At 72.7% G+C, this 20698-nt stretch carries 17 protein-coding genes; 8 read left to right on the forward strand and 9 right to left on the reverse strand.

Annotation, left to right across the window (positions count from 1 at the left end):
* Positions 1-134 precede the first annotated feature (134 nt).
* Complete coding sequence (locus NP777_RS13055; protein WP_256650448.1) at positions 135-431, forward strand: SH3 domain-containing protein; 297 nt, start codon at positions 135-137, stop codon at positions 429-431.
* A gap of 212 nt (positions 432-643) precedes the next feature.
* On the opposite strand, the gene NP777_RS13060 is transcribed toward NP777_RS13055, so the two are convergent.
* The 3 genes from NP777_RS13060 to NP777_RS13070 form a co-directional block, all read right to left on the reverse strand.
* On the reverse strand, positions 644-2329 hold the full coding sequence (locus NP777_RS13060) for a transporter (RefSeq protein WP_256650293.1): 1686 nt from the start codon (positions 2327-2329) through the stop codon (positions 644-646).
* The gene (locus NP777_RS13065) at positions 2326-3141 is read right to left on the reverse strand and encodes an ABC transporter ATP-binding protein (RefSeq protein WP_256650294.1); all 816 of its coding nucleotides are present in this window, start codon (positions 3139-3141) and stop codon (positions 2326-2328) included. Before NP777_RS13065 ends, NP777_RS13060 begins: the two co-directional genes overlap by 4 nt.
* A gap of 116 nt (positions 3142-3257) precedes the next feature.
* The gene (locus tag NP777_RS13070; RefSeq protein WP_256650295.1) at positions 3258-3923 is read right to left on the reverse strand and encodes a bifunctional DNA primase/polymerase; all 666 of its coding nucleotides are present in this window, start codon (positions 3921-3923) and stop codon (positions 3258-3260) included.
* 385 nt (positions 3924-4308) lie between these two features.
* On the opposite strand from NP777_RS13070, the gene NP777_RS13075 reads away from it, so the two are divergent.
* Positions 4309-5706 (forward strand): transcriptional regulator, encoded by a 1398-nt coding sequence (locus NP777_RS13075; RefSeq protein WP_256650296.1) that lies wholly within the window; start codon positions 4309-4311, stop codon positions 5704-5706.
* A 325-nt stretch (positions 5707-6031) separates the two neighbouring features.
* Entirely contained in the window at positions 6032-7651 is a 1620-nt protein-coding gene (locus NP777_RS13080) for a hypothetical protein (protein WP_256650297.1), read from the forward strand.
* 46 nt (positions 7652-7697) lie between these two features.
* On the opposite strand, the gene NP777_RS13085 is transcribed toward NP777_RS13080, so the two are convergent.
* Positions 7698-9008, reverse strand: a complete 1311-nt coding sequence (locus tag NP777_RS13085) for an ABC transporter substrate-binding protein (protein WP_256650298.1) — start codon at positions 9006-9008, stop codon at positions 7698-7700.
* A 171-nt stretch (positions 9009-9179) separates the two neighbouring features.
* Here NP777_RS13085 and NP777_RS13090 point away from each other — a divergent pair, with 171 nt between their 5' ends.
* Positions 9180-9626, forward strand: a complete 447-nt coding sequence (locus NP777_RS13090; protein WP_208973081.1) for an SCO4402 family protein — start codon at positions 9180-9182, stop codon at positions 9624-9626.
* Positions 9627-9676: 50 nt separating this feature from the next.
* On the forward strand, positions 9677-10546 hold the full coding sequence (purU, locus tag NP777_RS13095; RefSeq protein WP_256650299.1) for a formyltetrahydrofolate deformylase: 870 nt from the start codon (positions 9677-9679) through the stop codon (positions 10544-10546).
* 23 nt (positions 10547-10569) lie between these two features.
* Here purU and NP777_RS13100 read toward each other — a convergent pair whose 3' ends face one another.
* Together NP777_RS13100 and NP777_RS13105 are read right to left on the reverse strand one after the other, a co-directional pair.
* Positions 10570-12240 (reverse strand): zf-HC2 domain-containing protein, encoded by a 1671-nt coding sequence (locus NP777_RS13100; RefSeq protein ID WP_256650300.1) that lies wholly within the window; start codon positions 12238-12240, stop codon positions 10570-10572.
* Positions 12237-12815, reverse strand: coding sequence for a sigma-70 family RNA polymerase sigma factor (locus NP777_RS13105; protein WP_256650301.1), 579 nt, complete (start codon positions 12813-12815; stop codon positions 12237-12239). Before NP777_RS13105 ends, NP777_RS13100 begins: the two co-directional genes overlap by 4 nt.
* 311 nt (positions 12816-13126) lie before the next feature.
* Here NP777_RS13105 and NP777_RS13110 point away from each other — a divergent pair, with 311 nt between their 5' ends.
* A complete protein-coding gene (locus NP777_RS13110; protein WP_020870562.1) occupies positions 13127-13504 on the forward strand; it encodes an STAS domain-containing protein in 378 nt (125 codons plus the stop codon).
* A 56-nt stretch (positions 13505-13560) separates the two neighbouring features.
* Here NP777_RS13110 and NP777_RS13115 read toward each other — a convergent pair whose 3' ends face one another.
* The 3 genes from NP777_RS13115 to NP777_RS13125 all read right to left on the reverse strand — a co-directional run bounded on the left by NP777_RS13115 (position 13561) and on the right by NP777_RS13125 (position 17560).
* Entirely contained in the window at positions 13561-15078 is a 1518-nt protein-coding gene (locus NP777_RS13115; RefSeq protein WP_256650302.1) for a sensor histidine kinase, read from the reverse strand.
* Entirely contained in the window at positions 15075-15743 is a 669-nt protein-coding gene (locus tag NP777_RS13120; RefSeq protein WP_256650303.1) for a response regulator, read from the reverse strand. The genes NP777_RS13115 and NP777_RS13120 overlap by 4 nt, the downstream gene beginning before the upstream one ends.
* Positions 15744-16201: 458 nt before the next feature.
* On the reverse strand, positions 16202-17560 hold the full coding sequence (locus NP777_RS13125; RefSeq protein WP_256650304.1) for a helix-turn-helix domain-containing protein: 1359 nt from the start codon (positions 17558-17560) through the stop codon (positions 16202-16204).
* A 166-nt stretch (positions 17561-17726) separates the two neighbouring features.
* On the opposite strand from NP777_RS13125, the gene NP777_RS13130 reads away from it, so the two are divergent.
* Together NP777_RS13130 and NP777_RS13135 are read left to right on the forward strand one after the other, a co-directional pair.
* Positions 17727-19094 carry an alpha/beta fold hydrolase gene (locus NP777_RS13130; protein WP_256650305.1) on the forward strand — a complete coding sequence of 456 codons (1368 nt, stop codon included), beginning with the start codon at positions 17727-17729 and terminating at the stop codon, positions 19092-19094.
* Positions 19095-19301: 207 nt separating this feature from the next.
* The gene (locus NP777_RS13135) at positions 19302-20669 is read left to right on the forward strand and encodes a M64 family metallopeptidase (protein ID WP_256650306.1); all 1368 of its coding nucleotides are present in this window, start codon (positions 19302-19304) and stop codon (positions 20667-20669) included.
* Positions 20670-20698 lie beyond the last annotated feature (29 nt).

Genomic DNA, 20698 nt, shown 5'->3' on the forward strand with positions numbered 1-20698 from the left:
GGTTTTACCGGGTCCTCAGCTTCCGGATTGACGGGTGCTACGCTCCTTGGCGCGCAATGAATTAACTGATCATGGGGGGTGATCGCGTGAAGATCAAACGTAAAGCCTCGATGGTCGTGCTCTCGGCGGCGCTGATGCTGGGCGGTTCCGTCGCCCTGGCGCCAACGGCGTCGGCGGTGGGGTCATCGGCATGTCAGTTCAATTCCCCGGATGTCAATTTCAAGGTCTCGACCAGTGGTGCCAGATTCCGCACCGGACCGGGAAAGCGGTACCGCGCTATAGGGACGCTTTACCGAGGGGATTCCTTCCGGTACTTCTGCCGCACTCGGGGCTTTGAGAACAGCTGGTCCTACGGAAAGATCCTCAAGCGGACCACGACCGGAATTCATGCCGGGACCAGAGGCTGGGTGTACAGCAGGTACCTCGACTAGCCGCCGGAACGTTACGGCAGTCGGGCGCGCGGCGGTCGTGGGCGCGCGGTCGTGGCCGTGCGGTCGTGGCCGTGCGGCGGTCGGGTCGCGCGGCAGTCAGGACGCAAGGGCGCGCTGTGGCCGGGCGCGGAGGCCTCGTACGACGGCACGCGGTGGGGCCGGGGGCGACCCCCGGCCCCGCCGCGTGCGCACGCCCCCGCGTACCCGTGTCGTCACCCCTTGCTGACCGCCGCCAGGATCTCCGGCAGCCGTGCCGCGACCCGCGGCGCCGCCACCCGCATACCGGCCTCCGCGATCGCCGCGCCGTACACCGCGCCCAGCGGGAACACCACCCACAGCAAGCCGTGCGCCCCGGAGACATGCAGCCAGATCGTCAGGCCCAGCACCGGCGCGCACAGCGCGGAACCCACGATGATCCCGCCGAAGATGCTGATCCAGGCGATCCCCGCCTGCGCCGGGACGACGTTCTTGTAGCCGCTGTCCTGCGGAATGGAGTACGGGGCCAGCACCGAGGTCAGGGCGCCGGTCGCCAGCATCGAGCCGAGCAGCGCCAGGGCGATCCCGAGCGCCTCGGGGGCGGCCGGCCAGTTCTTCAGGACGGCGGCGCAGCCGAGCACCACCACCGCCACGTACGGCACCGCGACGAGGAGCAGCGCCAGCGCACGGCCCCGCAGCTCCAGATAGGCGTCACGGGGCGAGGAGATCGTCTGCGCGACCATCCAGAAGGCGGAGCTGTCCTGGCCGAACTGGTTGTACATCAGCATGCCGAGCATCCCCGACGCCCAGCAGGCCCAGTAGATCGAGCCGTTGCCCTGGGCCGCGGTGATGAAGGGCAGCAGCAGCCCGACGCCCAGCGAGGTGACCCATGCCGACTTGGTCTTCGGGTCCCGTACGGCATAGCGCAGCGTCCGCAGCAGCACGGTGCCGGTGCGGCCGGAGGGCAGCAGCCGGGCGAACGGGCCCGAGGCGTCCGGGGTGTCGGCCGCGCCGGAGGACCGCCGTTCGCGCGGCGCCGCCGCCTGGATCGTGGAGGCGTCCGGCGTGGTCATCAGATGGGTGAGGGTGGACCGCCACCACCACATCAGCAGCGCCAACGCGGCCACCGTCAGCGCGAACTGGGCCGCGGCGACCCCGTAGGCGCCGTCGCTCACGCCCTGGACGGCGTCCACCGCCGCCGCGGGCGGCACCCAGCGCAGCACCGCGGCGGCCGGCTCCAGCACGGACAGGCCGTCCTTACCGCCGAGCTGCTGGGCCCCGAGGTTCACGAACTGCGCGCCGATCGCCACGAACAGACCGCTGAGCACCGCCAGATCGCGGCCCTTACGGCTGGTGAGGAGGCGGGTGTTGGCCGTGGCGAAGGCGCGGGCCAGCGCCACGCACACCAGCACCGTCAGCACCACGGCCAGGACCGCCGCCACCGCGGCCGCCGCCCCGTGCGCGACGGCGATCGCCGAACCGGCCGCCAGGGTCAGGGTGAACAGCGGTCCGATGCCGATCAGCGAGGACACCAGCAGCGCGGTGATCAGCGAACGCGGCCGCAGGGGCAGCATCACCAGCCGGGTCGGGTCGAGGGTTTCGTCGCCGCCGGGGAAGAACAGCGGCATCACCGCCCAGCCGAGCGCGAGCACCGCGGTCAGCAGCGTGACCAGCGCGTCGACATGGTTCGTACCGCGCAGCAGCACCAGCCCGAGCAGCTGCAACACGGCGAACAGCATGGCCATCACCAGCGAGGTGAGGTACGCCGCCCGCCGCCCGCTGGACTGGCGCAGCCCGTTGCGCAGCAGCGCCAGCTTCAGCGATACGAAGACGGGGGTGGGGGAGCCGGTGGGGACGGCGGGCGGCGCGGGTGCCGTTGCGCCGAGCGGGCCCTTGGCGTCGAGCGGGTCGGTGAGCGTCATCGGGCGCCGCCGCCCAGCCAGTCGAGGCTCTGGCCCGCCTGGCGCCGGTTGGCGCCCACCAGTTCCAGGAAGGCGTCCTGGAGGGACGGTGCGTCACCCCGCACCTCGGCCAGCGGGCCGTGGGCCCGGATCCGCCCGCTCGCGATCACCGCCACCCAGTCGCACAGCGACTCCACCAGCTCCATGACATGGCTGGAGAAGACGACGGTCGCGCCGGAGCGGGTGTAGCGCTCCAGGACGCCGCGGATGGTCTGGGCGGAGACCGGGTCGACGCCCTCGAAGGGCTCGTCGAGGAAGAGGACTTCGGGGTTGTGGAGCAGCGCGGCGGCCAGTCCGATCTTCTTCCGCATACCGGTGGAGTAGTCGATGACCAGCTTGCTCTGGGAGCCCGCGAGATCGAGGACGTCCAGCAGCTGGGTGGCGCGCCGGTCGACCTCCGCGCCGGGCAGCCCGCGCAGCCGCCCGGTGTAGGTGAGCAGCTCCCGGCCGGAGAGCCGCTCGAACATCCGCAGCCCCTCGGGCAGCACCCCGATCCGCGCCTTGACCTCGACCGGGTCCCGCCAGACGTCATGTCCGCCGATCTCCACGGTCCCCTTGTCCGGGCGCAGCAGGCCGGTGATCATCGAAAGCGTGGTGGTCTTACCGGCGCCGTTGGGTCCGACGAGTCCGATGAACTGCCCGGCGGGCAGTTCCAGATCGATCCCGGCGACCGCGACCTGCTCCCCGTAGCGCTTCCACAGGCCGCTCACCCGCACGGCGGCGGCCCGGGACGACTGTGGCTGTGTGCTGTCTGCTGCTTGCTCCTGCGGCACCGACTTACCCCGTGTTCCCGTGGGACGTGTCCCACTGACGTAGCACGCGGGGGCCGGTCATGACGCCCCCGCCGTCGCTCCACGATAGGGGCCGTCCCGGGGAGCGCTCAGGAGTGTCAGCGGCGCTCGCGGCCGCAGGCGTAGGCCAGGGCGCTGACCAGCTCTTGCGCGTCGGGCAGCCAGCGGTTGGCGGCGGTGGGCCGCCGGGCCCACTGGATCGGGCCGCGCACGCCCACCCGGGTCGGCGGCGCGACCACATAGTCGCCCTCGCCGCGGGCGGTCAGGTCGATCGCGTTCGGCGGCCAGCCCAGATTCCGCACCAGGTCGGGGACCTTGGCGGCGGCGCCGGGGAGGACGAAGAAGAGCATCCGGCGCCCGGGGGTGCAGGTGACCGGGCCCAGTTCGACCTGGCGGCGCTCCATGCGGGCGAGCGCCAGACAGCCCGCGGACTCCGGGACGTCGAGCGCGTCGAAGGTGCGGCCGGTGGGCAGCAGGATGGCGGCGCGCGGCGTCCTGGCCCACATCCGGCGGACCACGACCGCGCTGCCGGTGGCCTGGTTCACCCAGTCCCGGCCGGTCGGATGGGCGCCGGGGGCCGGGCAGTCGGCGGTTCCGCAGGAGCAGCGCTCCACTCCGTCCACGGCCTCGAGCCAGGCGCCGGAGAGCACGTCCCAGTGCCGCTCCTCGGCGTATCGCACCGCCGCGTCGCGCAGCCGCTCCCCGCGCTGCTGAGGGATCTGCGAGGTTCCCGCGGGGAACCGCGTTGGTCCTGTCACGTCCATGGTCTCTTCCACGCACAGGACAACTTCCGCCGTCAACGAGGGTTACGGCCGGGCCCCCGCACGGGCGGTGCCGTCGGGGGTCCGGGGTGCGCGGTGACGGCACGGCGGGGCGCATGGGTGCACGGGCGGGGGCGCGTGTGGGGTTGCGGCTGCGTGAGCGGGTAGCCACCATGCGTGACGGGCGTGCGAGTGTCCGGTGGCCGTGCCGCGGCGTCAGGGGGAGGGCGGTCCCGGACTCGGGTCGGCGCCGTACGCGAACGGTGCGGTCTATGCGGTCAATACGGGCAAGTTCCGCATTCGCCGTATACCTGCGATATCTGCGGGGCATCACTCAGCAACAGGGACGGATACGCCGAGAACGCAAGCAGTCACTGGGGGTAATGCCATGGCCGCTAGGCCGCTTGTGGCGCGGCAGCCGAACGAACGGTTGCAGGCGCTCATCCAGGAAGCCGGCTGTTCCAACGCCGGGTTGGCGCGCAGGGTCAACATGTGCGGCGCCGAGCACGGTCTCGATCTGCGGTACGACAAGACATCGGTGGCCCGTTGGCTGCGTGGTCAGCAGCCACGGGGCCGGGCGCCGGGCATCATCGCCGAGGCGCTCGGCCGCAAGCTCGGCCGTACGGTCACCATCGACGAGATCGGCATGGCCAATGGCAAGAACCTGGCCTCCGGGGTCGGTCTGCAGTTCTCGCCCACCGTCCTCGGCGCGATAGAGCAGGTCTGCGAGTTGTGGCGCAGCGATGTGGGGCGCCGGGACTTCCTCAGCGGCTCGACGGTCGCCGCCTCCGCGCTGGTCGAGCCCAGCCGCGACTGGCTGATCACCGGTGCGGACACCCAGGTGGCGCGCACCGCGGGCGCCCGGGTGGGGCGGTCCGACGTCGCGGCGGTGCGGGCCACGACGGACGCGCTCGTCGATCTGGACCACCGCTACGGCAGCGGCCATGTGCGCCCCGTCGTCGTCCACTATCTGAACAGCGTGGTCTCCGGGCTGCTGGCCGGTTCGTACACCGAGGCGGTGGGCCGCGAACTGTTCGCGGCCGTGGCGCGGTTGACCGAGCTGGCGGGCTATATGGCGGTCGACACCGGGCAGTCCGGCCTCGCCCAGCGCTACTACATCCAGGCGCTGCGGCTCGCCCAGGCCGCCGGGGACCGGGGTTACGGCGGCTATGTGCTCGCCGCGAGCATGAGCCATCTCGCCGCCCAGCTGGGCAATCCCCGGGAGATCGCCCAGTTGGCGAAGGCCGCGCAGGAGGGCGCGCGGGGTCAGGTGCCGCCGCGTGCCGAATCGATGTTCCTGGCGGCCGAGGCGCGCGGCCACGCCCTGATGGGGGACGCGCGGGCCTGCCAGTCCGCGGCCGGGCGGGCGCTGGACGCCCTGGAGCGGGCGGTGGGCAGCGGTTCGGGCTCCGTCACGGGCGACGAACCCAACTGGATCCGCCACTTCGACCACGCCTATCTCGCCGATGAGCTGGCCCACTGTCACCGCGACCTGGGTCAGGGCGAGCAGGCCGGGCGGCGTGCCGAGGAGGCCCTGGAGGGGCATCCGGAGGGGCGGGTGCGGCGGCGGGCGATCGGGCTGCTGCTGCTGGCCACCGCGCATGTGCAGCAGCGCGAGGTGGAGCAGGCGTGCCATGTGGGCACCCAGGCGGTGGATCTGCTGGGCACGCTGCGGTCCAACCGGGGCGCGGAGTATCTGGACGACTTCCAGCAGCGCTTGGAGCCGTACCGGGACGAGCCCGTGGTGCGGGAGTTCGGGGCGCGGCTCCAGGTGCAGGTGGCCTGAGATACGGCCCGAGACTTCTGCCGGATGCGGATGCGGATGCGGATGCGGATGCGGATGCGGATGCGTTGAGCGGTGTGGGTGCTACGGGTGCGTTGTGTTGTGGCGGCTGATGCGCGTGTGGCGCGGCATGGGCGTTGTGGAGTGTGTTGCGTTGTGTTTACCGCAGATACGGATGGGGTTCATATCGCCCCCGATCGTGGTGATGTGCCCCATGTCGCGGTGACCAGTCTCTCTCCGTCCCGATGGGCTCATGGGCACCGAGCCCTCTGGGGAACCGGTAGCGTGACCCGACGATTCCGTCGTTCCGTATAACCAAGGAGTCCCGGTGACGCAGAGCGGTCAGGGGAATGAACCGCGGCTTCCCGCGGTCCCGCCCGCGCACCCTGTGCGCGAGGGGGTTGTGCTGCCTGCCCAGGGGGACTACAGGTCCTCGGACGTCCCACAGGGGGCCCCGGCCGGGGGACAGGCGTGGGGACAGCCTTGGGGGCCGCAGAGCGCTCCGGAACCGCCGCAGCAGGGCGAACTGCCGCCGGCTGGTGAGTTCGGCGCGCCGCCGCCGCAGCGGGAGCTGCCGCCGCCGGGTGAGTTCGGTGCCCCGCCGCAGGGGGAGCTGCCCCCGCAGGCCCAGTTCGGCGCCCTGCCCCCGCAGACCGAGTTCGGCGCCCCGCCGCCGCCCGAAGTGCCGCCGTACGGGCAACAGCAGGGCTGGACGACCCCGGAGAGACCGGCCCAGCCGCCGCACAACGTCCCGTCGCCGTACCAGCCTCAGCCCCAGCCGTACCAGGCCGCCGACGAGACCCAGGTGATGCCGCCGCAGCCTGCCGGGGACGCGGACGCGACCCAGGTCATACCCCCGGTCCCGGGCGAGGCCCCACCGCCCCTGGACACCCCCACCACCACGCTCGCCCCGGTCAAGAGCGCGCCGCTGCCGCCCGAGAACCGGCCCGAGTCACCGGCCGAGTCCACCACCCAGCTGCGCGCCGTCCGCCCCGGCCGCCGGGGCGCCCACCGCCAGCAGCCCCCCGCGGCCTCGGCCGCGGAGGAGACCGCGGTGCTCCCGCCGACACCCGCCGCGCCCGCCGGGCCCGCGCCGGTTCCGGAGCGGCCCGGCAGCGCCCCGTACGCGATCCGTCCCGGCCGTCCCGGAGACCGGCCGCCGCCCTCGGAGTTCGACGGTCTGTTCCGCGACAGCGGCGGTGGCGGCGGGGCCGACGAGACGCAGCAGCTTCCGCAGTTCGGCCCGGACGTTCCGCAACCGCCGTCCGGCGGCCGCGGTGACGGTGGCCGCGGTGCCAGCGGCCATGGCGGCGGTGGGCGGCGCCGGATGTCGCGGGGCATGATCATCGGCGTTGTGGTGGTGGCGAGCTGCGCCGTCGCCGGGCTCGCCGCGGGAGCCGTGCTCAGTATGGGCGGCGGTGACGACGGTAAGGACAACTCGACGCTGAGCAGCTCCTCGCCGAGCGCGGCGGAGTCGTCCAAGGCCGCCGACCCCGTCGAGACGCAGGCGAAGGCGCTGGACGCGCTGCTCGCCGACAGCAACAACAGCCGGTCGTCGGTGATCAAGGCCGTGGACAACATCAAGTCCTGCAAGGACCTGACCACGGCGGCATCGGATCTGCGGACGGCCGCGGGCCAGCGCAACGACCTGGTGACCCGGCTGGGCAAGCTCTCGGTGGACAAGCTGCCCGATCACGCGCGGCTGACCGCGGCGCTCACCAGGGCGTGGAAGTCCTCGGCCAGGGCCGACAACGAGTACGCGGCCTGGGCCGACCAGGTCGGCGGCAAGAAGGGCTGCCCCAAGGGCAAGGCCCGCCGTTCGCCCCGGGTCGGGGCGGCCGAGCGGGCGAGCGGCGAGGCGACCCAGGCCAAGAAGACGGCCTCGGGGCTGTGGAACCCGATCGCCTCCCGGTACGGCCTCACCTCGCACCAGGCCACCGAGCTGTGACCGGGCGGCCGGGGGCGGTGCCGCCGTCCCCGGCCCAACCCGTGGCTCAGTCCGCCGGGTGGTAGCGCTCCAGGATCTTGGACACGTTGACGAAGCCCTTGCGCACCGCCACCAGCCGGCCGTGGCGCACCATCTGGTAGGTGACGTCCGCGTTGACGATCCGCGAGTAGTTGGGCACGTGCAGCGTGTCGTCGTAGCCCCAGCGCAGCGTCGGCGTCAGCCCGCCGGTGTTGACCGCGTGGCCGTTGTCCAGCGCGTTGCGCACGGTGCGGGCGCTGATGTCATCGGCGTGCAGGGACATCAGCACCGAGCGCAGCACCGTGTAGCCGATCCAGGTGGTCTGCGTCCCCGGGTCGTCCGGGTCGATGCGGTTGTCGTCGAAGGCGTACTTGTTGATGACCTTCTTCATGGGGTTCCAGCGCGGATCGTCCCCGGCCGGGTACCAGCCGGTGGCGTAGGTGCCCTCCAGGGGGCTGGAGGTGCCGCCGGTGGAGTCGATCAGGGACTGCCGGACGCCGCCGAGGATGGAGGCTATCCGCACCTTCGGATGGTTCTCCTGGACCCGGCGGAAGGAGTCGAAGAAGGTGCCGGTGCGGTTGCCGAGCGCCGCGGTGACGCAGGAGTTCTCCAGGGACGCGCCCTGGTCGGCGCCGCCGAGGGAGGTGTCGGCGCCGACGCCCTCCAGGGCCGTGGTGGCCTGCCTGCTGTAGTCGCCCGCGTCCTCGGGGGCGCGGACGTCATGGGCGGCGGTGCGATTGCCCGCGCTGAGGCCGGTGTTGAGGAGCTGGGGGAGTTCGTCGCCCGCGATGGTGTCGGGGCGTACGAGCGCTGTGCGCTCGCAGCGGGAGGCCAGCTGGCGGCCGTTGCCCACCAGCAGGGCGGCCTGGCCGCCGTTGACCGGGTAGGAGTACGGGCTGTCGAACTCCTCCTGCGTCAGCCCGTAGCCGCCTATGTAGGGGATGCCGGCGACCTCCAGCGGGGAGATGAAGGACCGGCCGTACTGGCTGTACGAGCCGACGACCGCGACGGCCTTGTCGTCCTTGGCCCGCTGGGCGCAGCCGGCGGCCTGGACCGCGTCGTTGCGCTCGTTGCAGGTGACGACCTGGAGCTTGCGGCCGTGGATGCCACCGGAGTCGTTGACCCAGCGGGCAAATGCCTTCGCCATGGCGGGCATTCCCGGCATATTGGTCGCTTTGGTGCCCTCGGGGGCCCAGGTCATCACGGTGATGGGGTCGCTGTCGCTCTTGTTCGACAGCACCGCGCCGCAGCCGGACAGCAGCGACGCGCCCACCGCCGTACACAGTGCCGCGACGGCGGCTCGGAAGGGGCGGGTGGAGGGGCGTCGCCGTCCGGTCATGGCAAGCGAGCTTGGTGCTTCGCGAGGAACGCAGCCGCTATGACAAGACAAGGGATGGTGACGTGGGGGTGAACAGCGGGGGCTGATCCGTATCCATGTGTGAAGAACGTACGATCAGTGACTGTGCAAGGTTCGGAGAAGTCTTCCCGTCGCGCCCGTCGCTCGACCACCATGGGGGCTATGCCTGTCAACGACATGCCCTGGTGGCGCTGGCGCACCAACGTGCGCTCGGCGCTGCATATGCTCTCGGATCCCGTCTTCCAGCAGGAGTGCTGGCTGGCCGGCCAGCCTGGGTACGGGGATGTGACGGACGCCGTCTACCGGCTGGTCGAGGACACCTGGCTGGACAACTGGTCCGCCGAGAAGTACGTCGGCACGATCTTCCGTGACTCGCAGGAGGCGGCGCTGGTCGATGTCGCCGTGCTGCGGGTGCTGAGGATCATGCACCAGGCGGGCGCGGACGCCCCCGTCTCGGCGTACCTCGAGCACCATGGCTGGCCGGAGGCCGTACGAGCGGCCCGCGAGGCCCATGTGCGGCTGGCCACCAACGACGGCGAGGATCCGGACGTCCCACCGCGCACCCTCGAAGTACTGGCGATCATGACCCAGGCGGTCTGAACGACGTCGCGGGTACGGGGGCTGTCGCGGATGTGGGACGCTATGGAGTCATGAGCGAGTCACATCCCGTCCCCGACCAGTACATCCTCACCCTGTCCTGCCCGGACAAGCAGGGCATCGTGCACGCCGTATCGAGCTATCTGTTCATGACCGGCTGCAACATCGAGGACAGCCAGCAGTTCGGGGACCGTGACACCGGGCTCTTCTTCATGCGGGTGGCCTTCCGTGCCGTCTCGCCGGTGAAGGTGACGGATCTGCGGGCCAGCTTCGCGGCGGTCGGCGAGTCCTTCCAGATGGACTGGGAGATCCATCGCGCCGACGAGAAGATGCGCATCCTGCTCATGGTCAGCAAGTTCGGGCACTGTCTGAACGACCTTCTCTTCCGGTCGCGGATCGGCGCGCTGCCGGTCGAGATCGCCGCGGTGGTCTCCAACCACACGGACTTCCAGGAACTGGTCGGCACCTACGGGATTCCGTTCCACCACATCCCCGTGACGAAGGACACCAAGCGGGAGGCCGAGGCCCGGCTGCTGGACCTGGTGCGCGCGGAGCATGTCGAACTGGTGGTGCTGGCCCGCTATATGCAGGTGCTCTCCGACGACCTGTGCAAGGAGCTGTCGGGCCGGATCATCAACATCCACCACAGCTTCCTGCCGAGCTTCAAGGGCGCCAAGCCGTACCACCAGGCGCATGCGCGCGGGGTCAAGCTGATCGGGGCCACCGCCCACTATGTGACCGCCGATCTGGACGAGGGCCCGATCATCGAGCAGGAGGTCGAGCGCGTCGGCCATGGGCTCACCCCGGACCAGCTGGTGGCGGTCGGCCGCGATGTGGAGTGCCAGGCGCTGGCCCGCGCCGTGAAGTGGCACAGCGAGCGCCGGGTGCTGCTCAACGGGCACCGTACGGTCGTCTTCGACTGACTCGACCGACTCGGGGGACTCACTCAGAGGCGGGACAGGGACGCTGTGGCGAAGAGCACATCCCGGATCGCCTCGGTGTCCCCGGACATGCCCGCCGCCGCCTCCTGCGGCGGCACATGCCCGGACGCCAGCAGATAGAACGCCTCCTGGTCCAGCGCGATCGTCGCCACCGCCTCCTCCGGTGCGGCCGTCGCCGCCGGGGAGTCCAGCGGGATGTACCAGTCGCCGCCGCCCGTGCCCTCCACCTGGAGATGGAGCGTACGGCCCGGGGTGCCCGCCTCGACCAGCCGGCGGGGCGGGGAGGCGAGCCCGGCCCGGCGCCGCTCGGCCAGCGTCCCCGGAAGCAGCCGGGCGCACAGGTCGATCATGGCCTTGAGGTGGGCGGAGGCCGGTGGTTCATAGGGGTAGTCGATGGCCTCGGCGATGTCCCCGGCGTGCACCCAGCACTCCAGGGCGCGGTCGAGGAACGCGTCGCGGATCGGCAGCGCGAAGTCCCCGTACTCCACGTCGAGCTCCGCGACCCCGCGCCCGGCGAAGGACACCGTACGGACCAGGGCATGGCCCTGCTCGCGCCACAACTCCCGTACCGCGCCGGGCGGACCGGCCCCGTACGCGGCGCCGGGCTCGTGGTGCCAGTACGCCTCCGTACGGTCCAGGGGCGAGCGGGGGGCGGCGGCGCCCATCGGGTCGGGGAGGCCGAGGGAGGCGGCGACGATGCCGTCCACGACCATCAGATGGCCGATCACCCCGGCGACGGTGGTGTCCCGGCCGGTGAGCCGCCGCCCGTCGAACCACTTGAGCCGCACCGGCGCACGCCACTCGGCCTCGCCCATGTCACGCAGCAGCGCGTCCAGCCGGGCGGCCTCGGCGTCGTAGGCACCGGCCCAGCCGGGCATGGGTATCCGGGCCGGGCGGCGGCCCAGACAGCCCGCGAGCACCCGGGAGCGCAGCATCGGGTCGAGGTCCAGGCTGTGCTCGGTGTGCAGCAGCCCGACGGCGTCGCGCAGCCGCAGCGCCTCCTCGGCGCAGGAGGGGCAGTGGTTGAGATGCGCCTCGACGGCGGAGGTCTCCTCCTGCGAGCACGCGGTCAGCGCCCAGGCGCCGAGCAGCGAGCGGAGCAGATCGTGCGAGAGCGGATGGGCCGCGGCGGGCGTGGGCGCCGCCAGGGGTGGGGCCAGGGGCGGGGCCAGGGGCGGGGCCGGTGGCGCGGGTGTGGCCGGTGGGGTGGGTGTCGCCGGTGGGGTGGGCGCGACCGCGGGCGCGGGCGGTGCCGCGGAGGCGGGCGGTGCCGGGTCCGGGCGCGGCTCCGGTTCTGGTTCCGGTTCCGGACGCGGATTCGCTTCCGGTTCCGCATTGGCTTTCGGGTCGGTTGCCGTATCGGGCTCCGGTCCGGGGGCCGGTGTCCGTTCCGCCGGTGTCTCGTCCGCTCGTGTCCCGTCCGCCGCTGCCTCGTCCGTCGCCGCCTCGTCCGCCGTGGGCGGGCGCGGGGCGGGGATGCCGCCGTCCAGGGCGCCCGGCCAGTGGCCGCTGTCCTCGACGGCCGACCGCGGCGGCGGTATGCGTGGTGGCCCGGCGGGGTGGGACGGCAGATCCGCGTCACTGCCCCGTCCGGGCCCGTCTCTTCCGTCCCCGGGGCCGCCGGAGCTCTCGCCGTAGGCGTCGTCGTACGGGTCCGGCCCGCCGCGCCCGGTCACAGCGCCCGCCCGTAGCCGGGAGACGACACCGCGCGGGGCGGCTGGACATGGGCCGTGGACAGCAGTTGGAGGCCCAGCCGGAGGCGGCGCCTGGCCTCGTCCTCGGTCACCCCGAGGGCGGCCGCGGCCTGGCGGTAGTCGCGGCGGTCGAAGTAGGCGAGCTCCAGGGCGGCGCGCAGCGGCGCGGGCATCGAGGTGACGATGTAGTCGGCGCGGGCGGCCACGGACGCCTCGCGGATCCGCTCCTCCAGGGCCTCGCCCGTGAGGGTGTCCCCGCGGGCCGAGGCGGTCTGCGACGCGCGTAGCCGCTGCACCGCCTGGCGCTGGGTGAGCATGGCGATCCAGGCGCGCAGCGAGCCCTGCTGGGGGTCGTACGCGTCCGGGTTCTCCCAGACGTAGCCGAAGACTTCCCGGGTGACGCGGTCGGCGCCGGTGTCGTCCTCGAGGACCCGATGGGCCAAAGTATGGACAAGCGAGGCGAAACGGTCATACAGCTCGGCAAGTGCGGCCGCTTCGCCGCGCGCAAGCCGCTGTTGCATCCTGCGATCCCAGCGGGGCGGTGCGTCGTTCGCCATGCGGCCCCCAATCCCGAGTTGTCCGGCCGGCCCTCCAGGCACTATGCCCACGTTCATATCGAATGTAATGCCGGTGGCTCTCACAACACGCGCCCATCAGGCAAAGTGCGTGAGAACCGGGCCACGCATGGTATTGGGGTGGTCACTTTGCGCGGGATCGGGGAGACGAAACGCTTCGGCGCGGCATAGGGTCGTCCCTCAAGGCGTATGCCTGGGGGAGTTTCATGCGCCGACGGGCGGGCAGCCGCCCGGGAACAGTGAATTCCGGTTAGCGGCGAGCGAAGGGCTTCGGGCGCGTGACGTTGAAGGTGATGGAGGACCGGCGGGGGGAGTGGGTCGTTCTCCAGGTCTCGGGAGAAATGGACCTGGTGACCTCGCCCGCAGTCCGGCAGCACGTCCACGACGCGGTCGCCGAGGGCCGCCATTGGCTGGTTCTGGACCTCTCGGAGGTCCGGTTCTGCGACTCCAGCGGGGTCGGCGTACTGATCGCGGCACGTCGGCTGATGCGGTCGTGTTCGGGCCGGCTGCGGCTGATCCTGCCGCCGCAGGACGCCGCGCACGGCTCGCATGTGCACCGGGTGCTGGCGGCCCTGGGCGTGCGGCGGCTGTTCGACGTCTACCCCGACCTGGGGGCGGCCACGGAGCTGGACGAGGACGACGAGGACGCGGTCGACCCGCTGTCGGCCTAGGGCGCCCGAGGGCGTCCCCGCGACCAGGGGTGCGCCCGGGGCGGTACGCGGCCCGCTCATGCCGCACCCGCGACGCGCGGGGTCTTGGGGAAGTCGGCCCGTACGACGAAGCCGCCCTCCTCCGTGGGCCCGGCCTCCAGCGTGCCGCCCAGCAGTTGTGCGCGCTCCCGGAGCCCGACCAGACCGTGACCGCCGCCCGGCAGCCCAGGGGCCACCGCGGAGGCGTCGGGCGGGCCGTTGCGCACCTCGATCCGCAGGCCCCGCGTCTCCTCCGCCGCCTGAGCCGGCTCGGGTGGCGGCTCGTGAGCCGCTCCTCGAGCCGTCCCGGGCGCCGCTTCCTGAGCCGTTTCCTGAGCCCTTCCCTGAGCCGCCTCGCGAGCCCCTCGATCCCCTCCCGGCCCGTCCGCCCCCTCCGGCCCGTCCGCCCCCTCCGGCCCGTCCGCCTGCGCGTCGTTGACCCGTACCGTCACCCGCGCCCCCGGCGCGTGCTTGCGGACGTTGGTGAGCGCCTCCTGGACGATGCGGAAGGCGGCCCGTTCCACCGCCTCCGAGTGGCCCGGCGGCTGGGTCGCGCTGTCCGTCTCGAAACTGACGTCCAGCGCGCTGAGTTCGATCAGCCGGGGCAGATCCGCCAGCCGGGGCTGCGGGGTCAGCTCCTCGTGGTCGCCGCCCGCCGCGCGCAGGATGCCGACCATATGGCGGAGTTCGTCCAGGGTCCGCACGGACAGCTCACGGATGGTCCGCGCGCCCTCCCGCGCCTTCGCGTCCTCCGCGCTGATCTGCACCGCACCGGCCTGGAGGCTGATGAGGCTGACCTGATGGGCGACCACGTCGTGCATCTCGCGGGCGAGCCGGGCGCGTTCGGTGGACAGCACCTGCTCGGCGATCAGCTCGTCGGCGTGGCGGCGGCTGCGGGTCAGGTCCTCGATCCGGGCGGCGAGTTCCCCGCGCGTACGTACCAGGAGGCCCAGCGCGATGGGGCCCACCGAGGTCACACACGCGTCGATCAGCGTCAGGGTGTTCTCCCGGTACGCGGTCGGCTCGAAGTCGGAGACCGGCCAGGGGATGAAGTGCGCGGCGGCCAGCAGCAGCGCGGAGACCCCCAGCAGCCGCCGGTCGGGGCGGAGTCGGGCCACCGTGTAGAGGGCGATCATCGGCGCGAACCAGACGTAGCCGATGAGGATTCCGGGCAGCGTCACCAGGAAGACCAGCGCGGGCAGCTTCCGGCGCACCAGCAGCGCGGCGGCCGCCGCCAGCGAGACGTTGAGCTCCAGGCCGAGGGTGACGCCGTTGACGAGCAGCGCGTCGGCGATCGCGAGCAGGACGGGGACGATCAGCGAGCCCCAGCGCATGACCCGCGGCGGCGGCCGCCGCCGGGAGGCCGGGAGGGGCGGCGGCGAGGAGAGGGAGGAGGCGGGCGCGGGCGCGGGCGACGCGGCCGGGGACGCGCCGGGTGTGCCAGGCGTGCCCTGCGTACCGGGCGCGCCGGGCGTGCCCTGCGTGCCCTGCGTGCCGGGCGTGCCCTGCGGGCCGGGGGACGAACTCCGGGGCGGGGGCAGCGGCGAGACGGTCATCGGGGGCCGCCTATCGGCGGACGGCTGGTGACGAGCCCGGCGCGGTCGGCGACGATCGCCGCCTGGACGCGGTTGAGCCCGCCCAGCTTGCCGAGCACCGCCCGCACATGGTCCTTGACGGTGCTGGGCGCCAGCCCCATCCGCTCGGCGATCTGCGGATTGGCGAGCCCCTCGCCCAGCAGCGTCAGCACCTCGCGCTCCCGCGGGGTGAGCGCCTCGACGGCCTCGGCGGCCGTGGCCTCCGCCTCGGCGGCGAGATAGCCGCCGATCACGGCGCGGGTGACGGCCGGGTCGAGCACGCTGCCGCCCTCGGCGAGCGTGCGCACGGCCCGTACGAGCTGTTCCGGATCGGTGTCCTTGAGGAGGAAGCCCGCGGCACCGGCGCGCAGCGCGGCCGCCAGGTACTCCTGGACGTCGAAGGTCGTCAGCATCGCCACGGCGGGGGAGGCGGGCGCGGCCCGCAGCTGTCTGAGGACGCTGAGCCCGTCGGCGTCCGGCATCCGGATGTCGAGCAGCACCACATCGGCCTTGCTGTCCAGCACCGTGTCCACCGCGAAGGCTCCGGAACATTCGGCGACCACCTCGATGTCCGGGGCCGTGCCCAGGATCAGTCGCAGACCGGATCGTACGAGCGCCTCGTCGTCCACCACAGCCACACGGATCACCGGCCGCTCCCTTGCCTCAGCTGTCATGCCCATTGTCCGGACAGCCTGCCTCATCGGAGAGCGAATATGGAGTGGTTGGCTCCGTCAGTGGGCGGGAACACCCCCGCCGGTCGGAGGGGGTGACGGCAGACCAATGGTGGATTTCCCCGGCGGCTCCCGGCAGGCAGAGTGGATTCCAAGCCGCATCACCCCGTGGGGTCGTCCCGAACCCCAGCCCCGTGACCGCGCCGGAGTGCCTCCCGATGCGCGATCGGCGGACACGGCAGCGGGGCGTTGCCGCGGTCAGGCCGCCGCGACCCCCACACGCGGCGGCCTGTTCGTCTCTCCGACCGCCTGCCGTGCGGCGCGCCCCGACCAGGCGCCCCGCCCGGCGACCCAGGCGCCGGCCGGCCCCCGAGAAGCTACGGGGAGGGGCCGGGTGGGCGGTCGGTGGGGGCGGGGAGGGGCCGATGGACGCCTCACATGGGGGGCTCGGCGGGGGCCGGGCCCAGGGTGGTGGTGCCGGGAGCGGCGCGGTGGCCGAGCCCGGTGCGGTAGGCGTCCATCGCGGCCTCCAGGCGGCCCTCCCGGCGCAGCAGATCGCCCAGCAGCCGGCACAGGTCGGCCAGGTCTCCGGCGGCGCCGGTGCGTTCGAGCAGGGACAGCGCCGCGCAGTAGTGCTCCTCCGCGGCCTCGGCGTCGCCCCGTTCGTCCGCGATCAGGCCCAGCAGCCGGTGGGCGCCGCCCGCGTGGACCGCGCCGCGGTCGGCGGTCAGCCCGGCCTCGCCCGACGCGGTGTCCTGCCCACTTGGGGCGCTCGCGTCCGCCGCGTCGGGGGAGCGCGCCAGCAGCGGCAGCAGCAGGGCCTCCGCCTCCGCCGTACGGCCGCGACGGCGCAGCACATCCGCCAGTTCGACCTCGACCTGCACGGTGAACAGCGCGGCCCGCTTGGAGGCCAGCATGTCGCGGGCGGTGCGCAGTTCGCGCTCGGCGCGCTCCAGATTGCCGTCCTGGGCGTGCACATAGCCGCGCATCCAGTGGCAGTGCGCCAGGTCGGTGTGGATGCGCAACTGCTCGTACAGCTCCTGCGCCTTGGCCAGGGAGGCGTCGGCCTCGGCCGTCCGCCCCTCGGCGATCAGGGTGCGGGCCACTCCGCGGTGCATCCGGGCGATGAGCCCCGGGTCGTCCACGCTCGGGGCCAGCGCGAGCGCCAACTCGGCGGCGCGTACGGCACGGGCGTGCGCTCCCATGTCCATATAGGGCGCGATGGCCGCCGTATAGAGCAGCAGCAGCGCGTACGGATCGTGCAGCCCCGAGGCGTTCAGCTCGTCGATGGAGCTCTCCAGCAGATAGCAGGAGTAGCGCAGTTCGCCCGCGAGGAGGTGGGCCACGGCCCGGCCGCGGATCGCGGGGATCCGGCGGGGCAGCGGTTCCCCGGCGAGCAGCCGCTCCACGGCCTCGAAGTGGTCGCGGGCGACGGTGAGGTCACCGGTCTCCAGCGCGCAGTCGCCGAGCCCCAGCAGGGCCGCCGCGCGCTCCTCGGCGAACCCGAGCCGCTCCGCCTCGTCGCGCACCTCCGCGAAGAGCCCGGCGGCGTCCTCGGCGGCGCCGGTCGCCAGCGCCCGCCGGGCGTCGGTGACGGCGGCCCGCAGCCGGGTGGCGTCGTGGGGTGAGCGGCCGGTGGTCAGCTCCTCGTAGCTGACGTCGAGCCGGTCCGCGAGATGGCGCAGCGCGGCCTCGGAGGGGCGCACCTTCCCGGCCTCGAGGGTGGAGACATAGGCGGCGGTGTACGCGGGCTCGGCCAACTGCCGCTGGGTGAAGCCGCGTTCGGTACGCATTCTGAGCACCCGGCGCCCTAACTCGGCGGTCGACTCGGCCCCGGCCGCCCCCGTCACCGTTCCCGCCGTCCGCCCGTCACCGTCGCTTCTGTCGGCCACCGTGCCCTCTTCTCCCCGGCGGTAACTTAATCGCCGGGCTAAGTCCATTTAACGTGAGGATTGAAGGATGCAGCAGGCAAGCACAGCGGTACCGGCCGGGCCGGGCGCCGTGACGACCGTCCGTCAGCCGGAACTGCTCCTCGCCGACTATCACTTCGACGTACCGCTCGACCATAAGGCTCCCGAGGGCGAGCTGATCCGGCTTTACGCACGAGAGGTCGTCGCCGCGGGCAAATCCGCCGCCGAGCGCGAGCGGCTCCCCTGGCTGCTCTACCTCCAGGGCGGGCCCGGCTGCGGCGCGGACCGTCCGGTGGGCCGCTCCGGCTGGCTGGACCGCGCGCTGGACGAATACCGCGTGCTCCTGCTCGACCAGCGCGGCACCGGCCGCTCCACCCCGGCCAACCGCCAGACGCTGCCGCTGCGCGGCGGGCCCGGGGAACAGGCCGAGTACCTCTCCCACTTCCGCGCCGACGCGATCGTCCGCGACTGCGAGCTGATCCGGCGGCGGCTCATGGGTGACCGCCCGTGGACCGTACTCGGCCAGAGCTTCGGCGGCTTCTGCGCGGTGAGCTATCTGTCCCACGCGCCCGAGGGGCTGGACGCGGTGCTGCTGGCCGGCGGACTGCCCGCGATCGACCCCGGCACCGACGTGGACGCCGTCTACCGGACCGCCTATCCGCGGATGGAGCGCAAGACCCTCGCCCACTACGCCCGCTATCCGCGGGACGCGGACACCGTACGGGCCCTGGTGCGCCATCTGACCGACCACGAGGAGGTCCTGACGGACGGGACCCGGCTCACCGTCCCCGCCCTCCAGCAACTCGGCTTCCTGCTCGGCACCGGCGACGGCTCGCACCGGCTGCACTACCTGCTGGAGGACGCGTTCGTGCCCACCGCCGACGGGCCGCGGCTGAGCGACGCCTTCCGCGAGCAGGTGGCCGCCGTGCTCTCCCGCGCCGCCACCCCGCTCTTCAGCCTGCTGCTGGAGTCCATCTACGCCCAGGACGGCCGGGCCACCGACTGGGCCGCGGAGCGGGTCCGCGCCGAATTCCCCGCTTTCGACGCCGGTAAGGCGCTCACGGAGGACGCGGAGGACCGTCCGGTGCTCCTTACGGGCGAGACGGTGCACCCCTGGATGCTGGACACCCACGCGGCGCTGCGCCCGCTCGCCCGCACCGCCGAACTGCTCGCCGCGCGCACCGGCTGGGGCCCGCTGTACGACACCGAGCGGCTGGCCCGTAACACCGTGCCGGTGGCCGCCGTGATCTACCACGACGACCTGTACGTGGACACGGAGCACTCCCTGGCCACCGCCCGGTCGATCCGGGGCATGCGCACCTGGGTGACGGACGAGTTCGAGCACGACGGGATCCGGGCCGGGGGCCGCCGGGTGCTGGACCGGCTGCTGTGGCTGACGCGTGACGGGAGGGGTTGAGCGGGGAGCGGGCTGAGCGGCAGGTCGGGAGGCGTGGAGGGGAGGAGGGAGGAGCTGAGCGAGGGGCGCGCCGCATGGTTGTGTGGTGCCCGATTTCCTAGCCACTTCCCTAATTACCATTGCCCCCGACACCCGGACCCCTCTAGGTTGAGCGGCGAATTAATCCTGCTTAACTGGCCGCTTATCGCGAGGACTTCGGGAGTCACCGTGCGCAGACGCATACGGAGCCGCATACGCAGCCGCATTCCCCTGCGCACCGCGGCCGTCGCCGGAGGCATCGCCCTGGCGGCGGCCGCGGCCATGACCGCACCGGCCACTGCGTCGCCGGGCGCGTCCGGCTCGTCCGCCGCTGCTGAGGCCGCCGCGTCGCGGGACACCCTGGACGTGGAGTACTTCACCGGCCCGGGTGGCCACCCCCGCCACACCGAGGTCCCGGCCGCCACTCCCGAGCGGCTGACCCGCGCCGCCCGCTCGCTGTCCGCCAAGGAGGCCGCCGCCGACGGCCAGGTCGGCTCGGTCGTCGACAACGGCACCACCGCCGACAAGCTGGACGTCGTCTTCATCGGCGACGGCTACACCGCGGGCCAGCAGGAGGACTTCCACGCCGACGCGCGCTCCAAGTGGGAGCAGATGTCCGCCGTGCAGCCCTACGCCTCGTACAAGGACCTCTTCAACGTCTGGACCGTGGACGCCGTCTCCAAGCAGTCCGGCGTCTCCGGCGACCCGTCCAAGGGCGTCGTCAAGGACACCGCCCTCGACTCGTACTTCTGGTGCGACGACATCGAGCGGCTGCTGTGCGTCGACACCGCCAAGGTCGAGTCCTACGCGGCCAAGGCGCCGCAGGCCGATCTGGTGGTCGTGCTGTCCAACTCCACCAAGTACGGCGGCGCGGGCTACACCCTCACCTCCCAGGTCGGCTACGACGGCATCGCCACCGCCGCCTCCGACCACGCCGACTCCGACCAGATCGCGGTCCACGAGACCGGCCACTCGCTCGGCAAGCTGGCCGACGAGTACTTCTACCCGGAGTACGGCACCTACACGGGCGCCGAGCCCGGCGAGTCCAACGCCACCAAGCTGAGCGCGGCGCAGCTGACCGCCCAGCAGAAGAAGTGGTACCGCTGGATCGGCCAGACCTCGCCCGACGGCGGCACGGTCGGCGCCTACGAGGGCGGCCGCTACTACCCCAAGGGCATCAACCGCCCCACGGACAACTCGATCATGCGCACCCTGGGGCGGGAGTTCAGCCTCCCCGGCCGCGAGGCGATGATCGCGGGCTTCTACCGCCACGCCAGCGCGCTCAGCAGCCGTACGGCCACCGCGACGGCCGTCAAGCGGTCGGCGGGCATCGAGGTGGACGTGGTCAAGGGCGCGTCGCTGAAGTGGTACGTGGACGGGGCGGAGGTCACCGCCGCGAACGGCAGGACGAGCGTGACCCCGGCGTCGCTGGGCGTCCCGAGCGACGGTGCGACCCACGAGGTCACCGCGAAGGCGACGGACGGCACGAGCGCGGTGAAGGACCCGGCCCTGCGCAAGCTGCTGAGCGATTCCCGGACGTGGAAGGTCACTGGCTGACCTCCCCGTTCCCCCTGACTGGCCGCCCC

The sequence above is a fragment of the Streptomyces rugosispiralis genome (genome assembly GCF_024505145.1).
GTDB classification, from domain to species: Bacteria; Actinomycetota; Actinomycetes; order Streptomycetales; family Streptomycetaceae; genus Streptomyces; species Streptomyces rugosispiralis.

Excerpts from the sequence above, each read along its gene's own strand:
- NP777_RS13070 (WP_256650295.1), bottom strand. The coding sequence starts at position 3,923 with ATGGACGTGACAGGACCAACGCGGTTCCCCGCGGGAACCTCGCAGATC.
- NP777_RS13060 (WP_256650293.1), bottom strand. The coding sequence starts at position 2,329 with ATGACGCTCACCGACCCGCTCGACGCCAAGGGCCCGCTCGGCGCAACG.
- NP777_RS13115 (WP_256650302.1), bottom strand. The coding sequence starts at position 15,078 with ATGACCGTCTCGCCGCTGCCCCCGCCCCGGAGTTCGTCCCCCGGCCCG.
- NP777_RS13090 (WP_208973081.1), top strand. The coding sequence starts at position 9,180 with ATGGGGGCTATGCCTGTCAACGACATGCCCTGGTGGCGCTGGCGCACC.
- NP777_RS13085 (WP_256650298.1), bottom strand. The coding sequence starts at position 9,008 with ATGACCGGACGGCGACGCCCCTCCACCCGCCCCTTCCGAGCCGCCGTC.
- purU (WP_256650299.1), top strand. The coding sequence starts at position 9,677 with ATGAGCGAGTCACATCCCGTCCCCGACCAGTACATCCTCACCCTGTCC.
- NP777_RS13130 (WP_256650305.1), top strand. The coding sequence starts at position 17,727 with ATGCAGCAGGCAAGCACAGCGGTACCGGCCGGGCCGGGCGCCGTGACG.
- NP777_RS13055 (WP_256650448.1), top strand. The coding sequence starts at position 135 with ATGCTGGGCGGTTCCGTCGCCCTGGCGCCAACGGCGTCGGCGGTGGGG.
- NP777_RS13075 (WP_256650296.1), top strand. The coding sequence starts at position 4,309 with ATGGCCGCTAGGCCGCTTGTGGCGCGGCAGCCGAACGAACGGTTGCAG.
- NP777_RS13125 (WP_256650304.1), bottom strand. The coding sequence starts at position 17,560 with ATGCGTACCGAACGCGGCTTCACCCAGCGGCAGTTGGCCGAGCCCGCG.
- NP777_RS13105 (WP_256650301.1), bottom strand. The coding sequence starts at position 12,815 with ATGGCGAACGACGCACCGCCCCGCTGGGATCGCAGGATGCAACAGCGG.
- NP777_RS13110 (WP_020870562.1), top strand. The coding sequence starts at position 13,127 with ATGGAGGACCGGCGGGGGGAGTGGGTCGTTCTCCAGGTCTCGGGAGAA.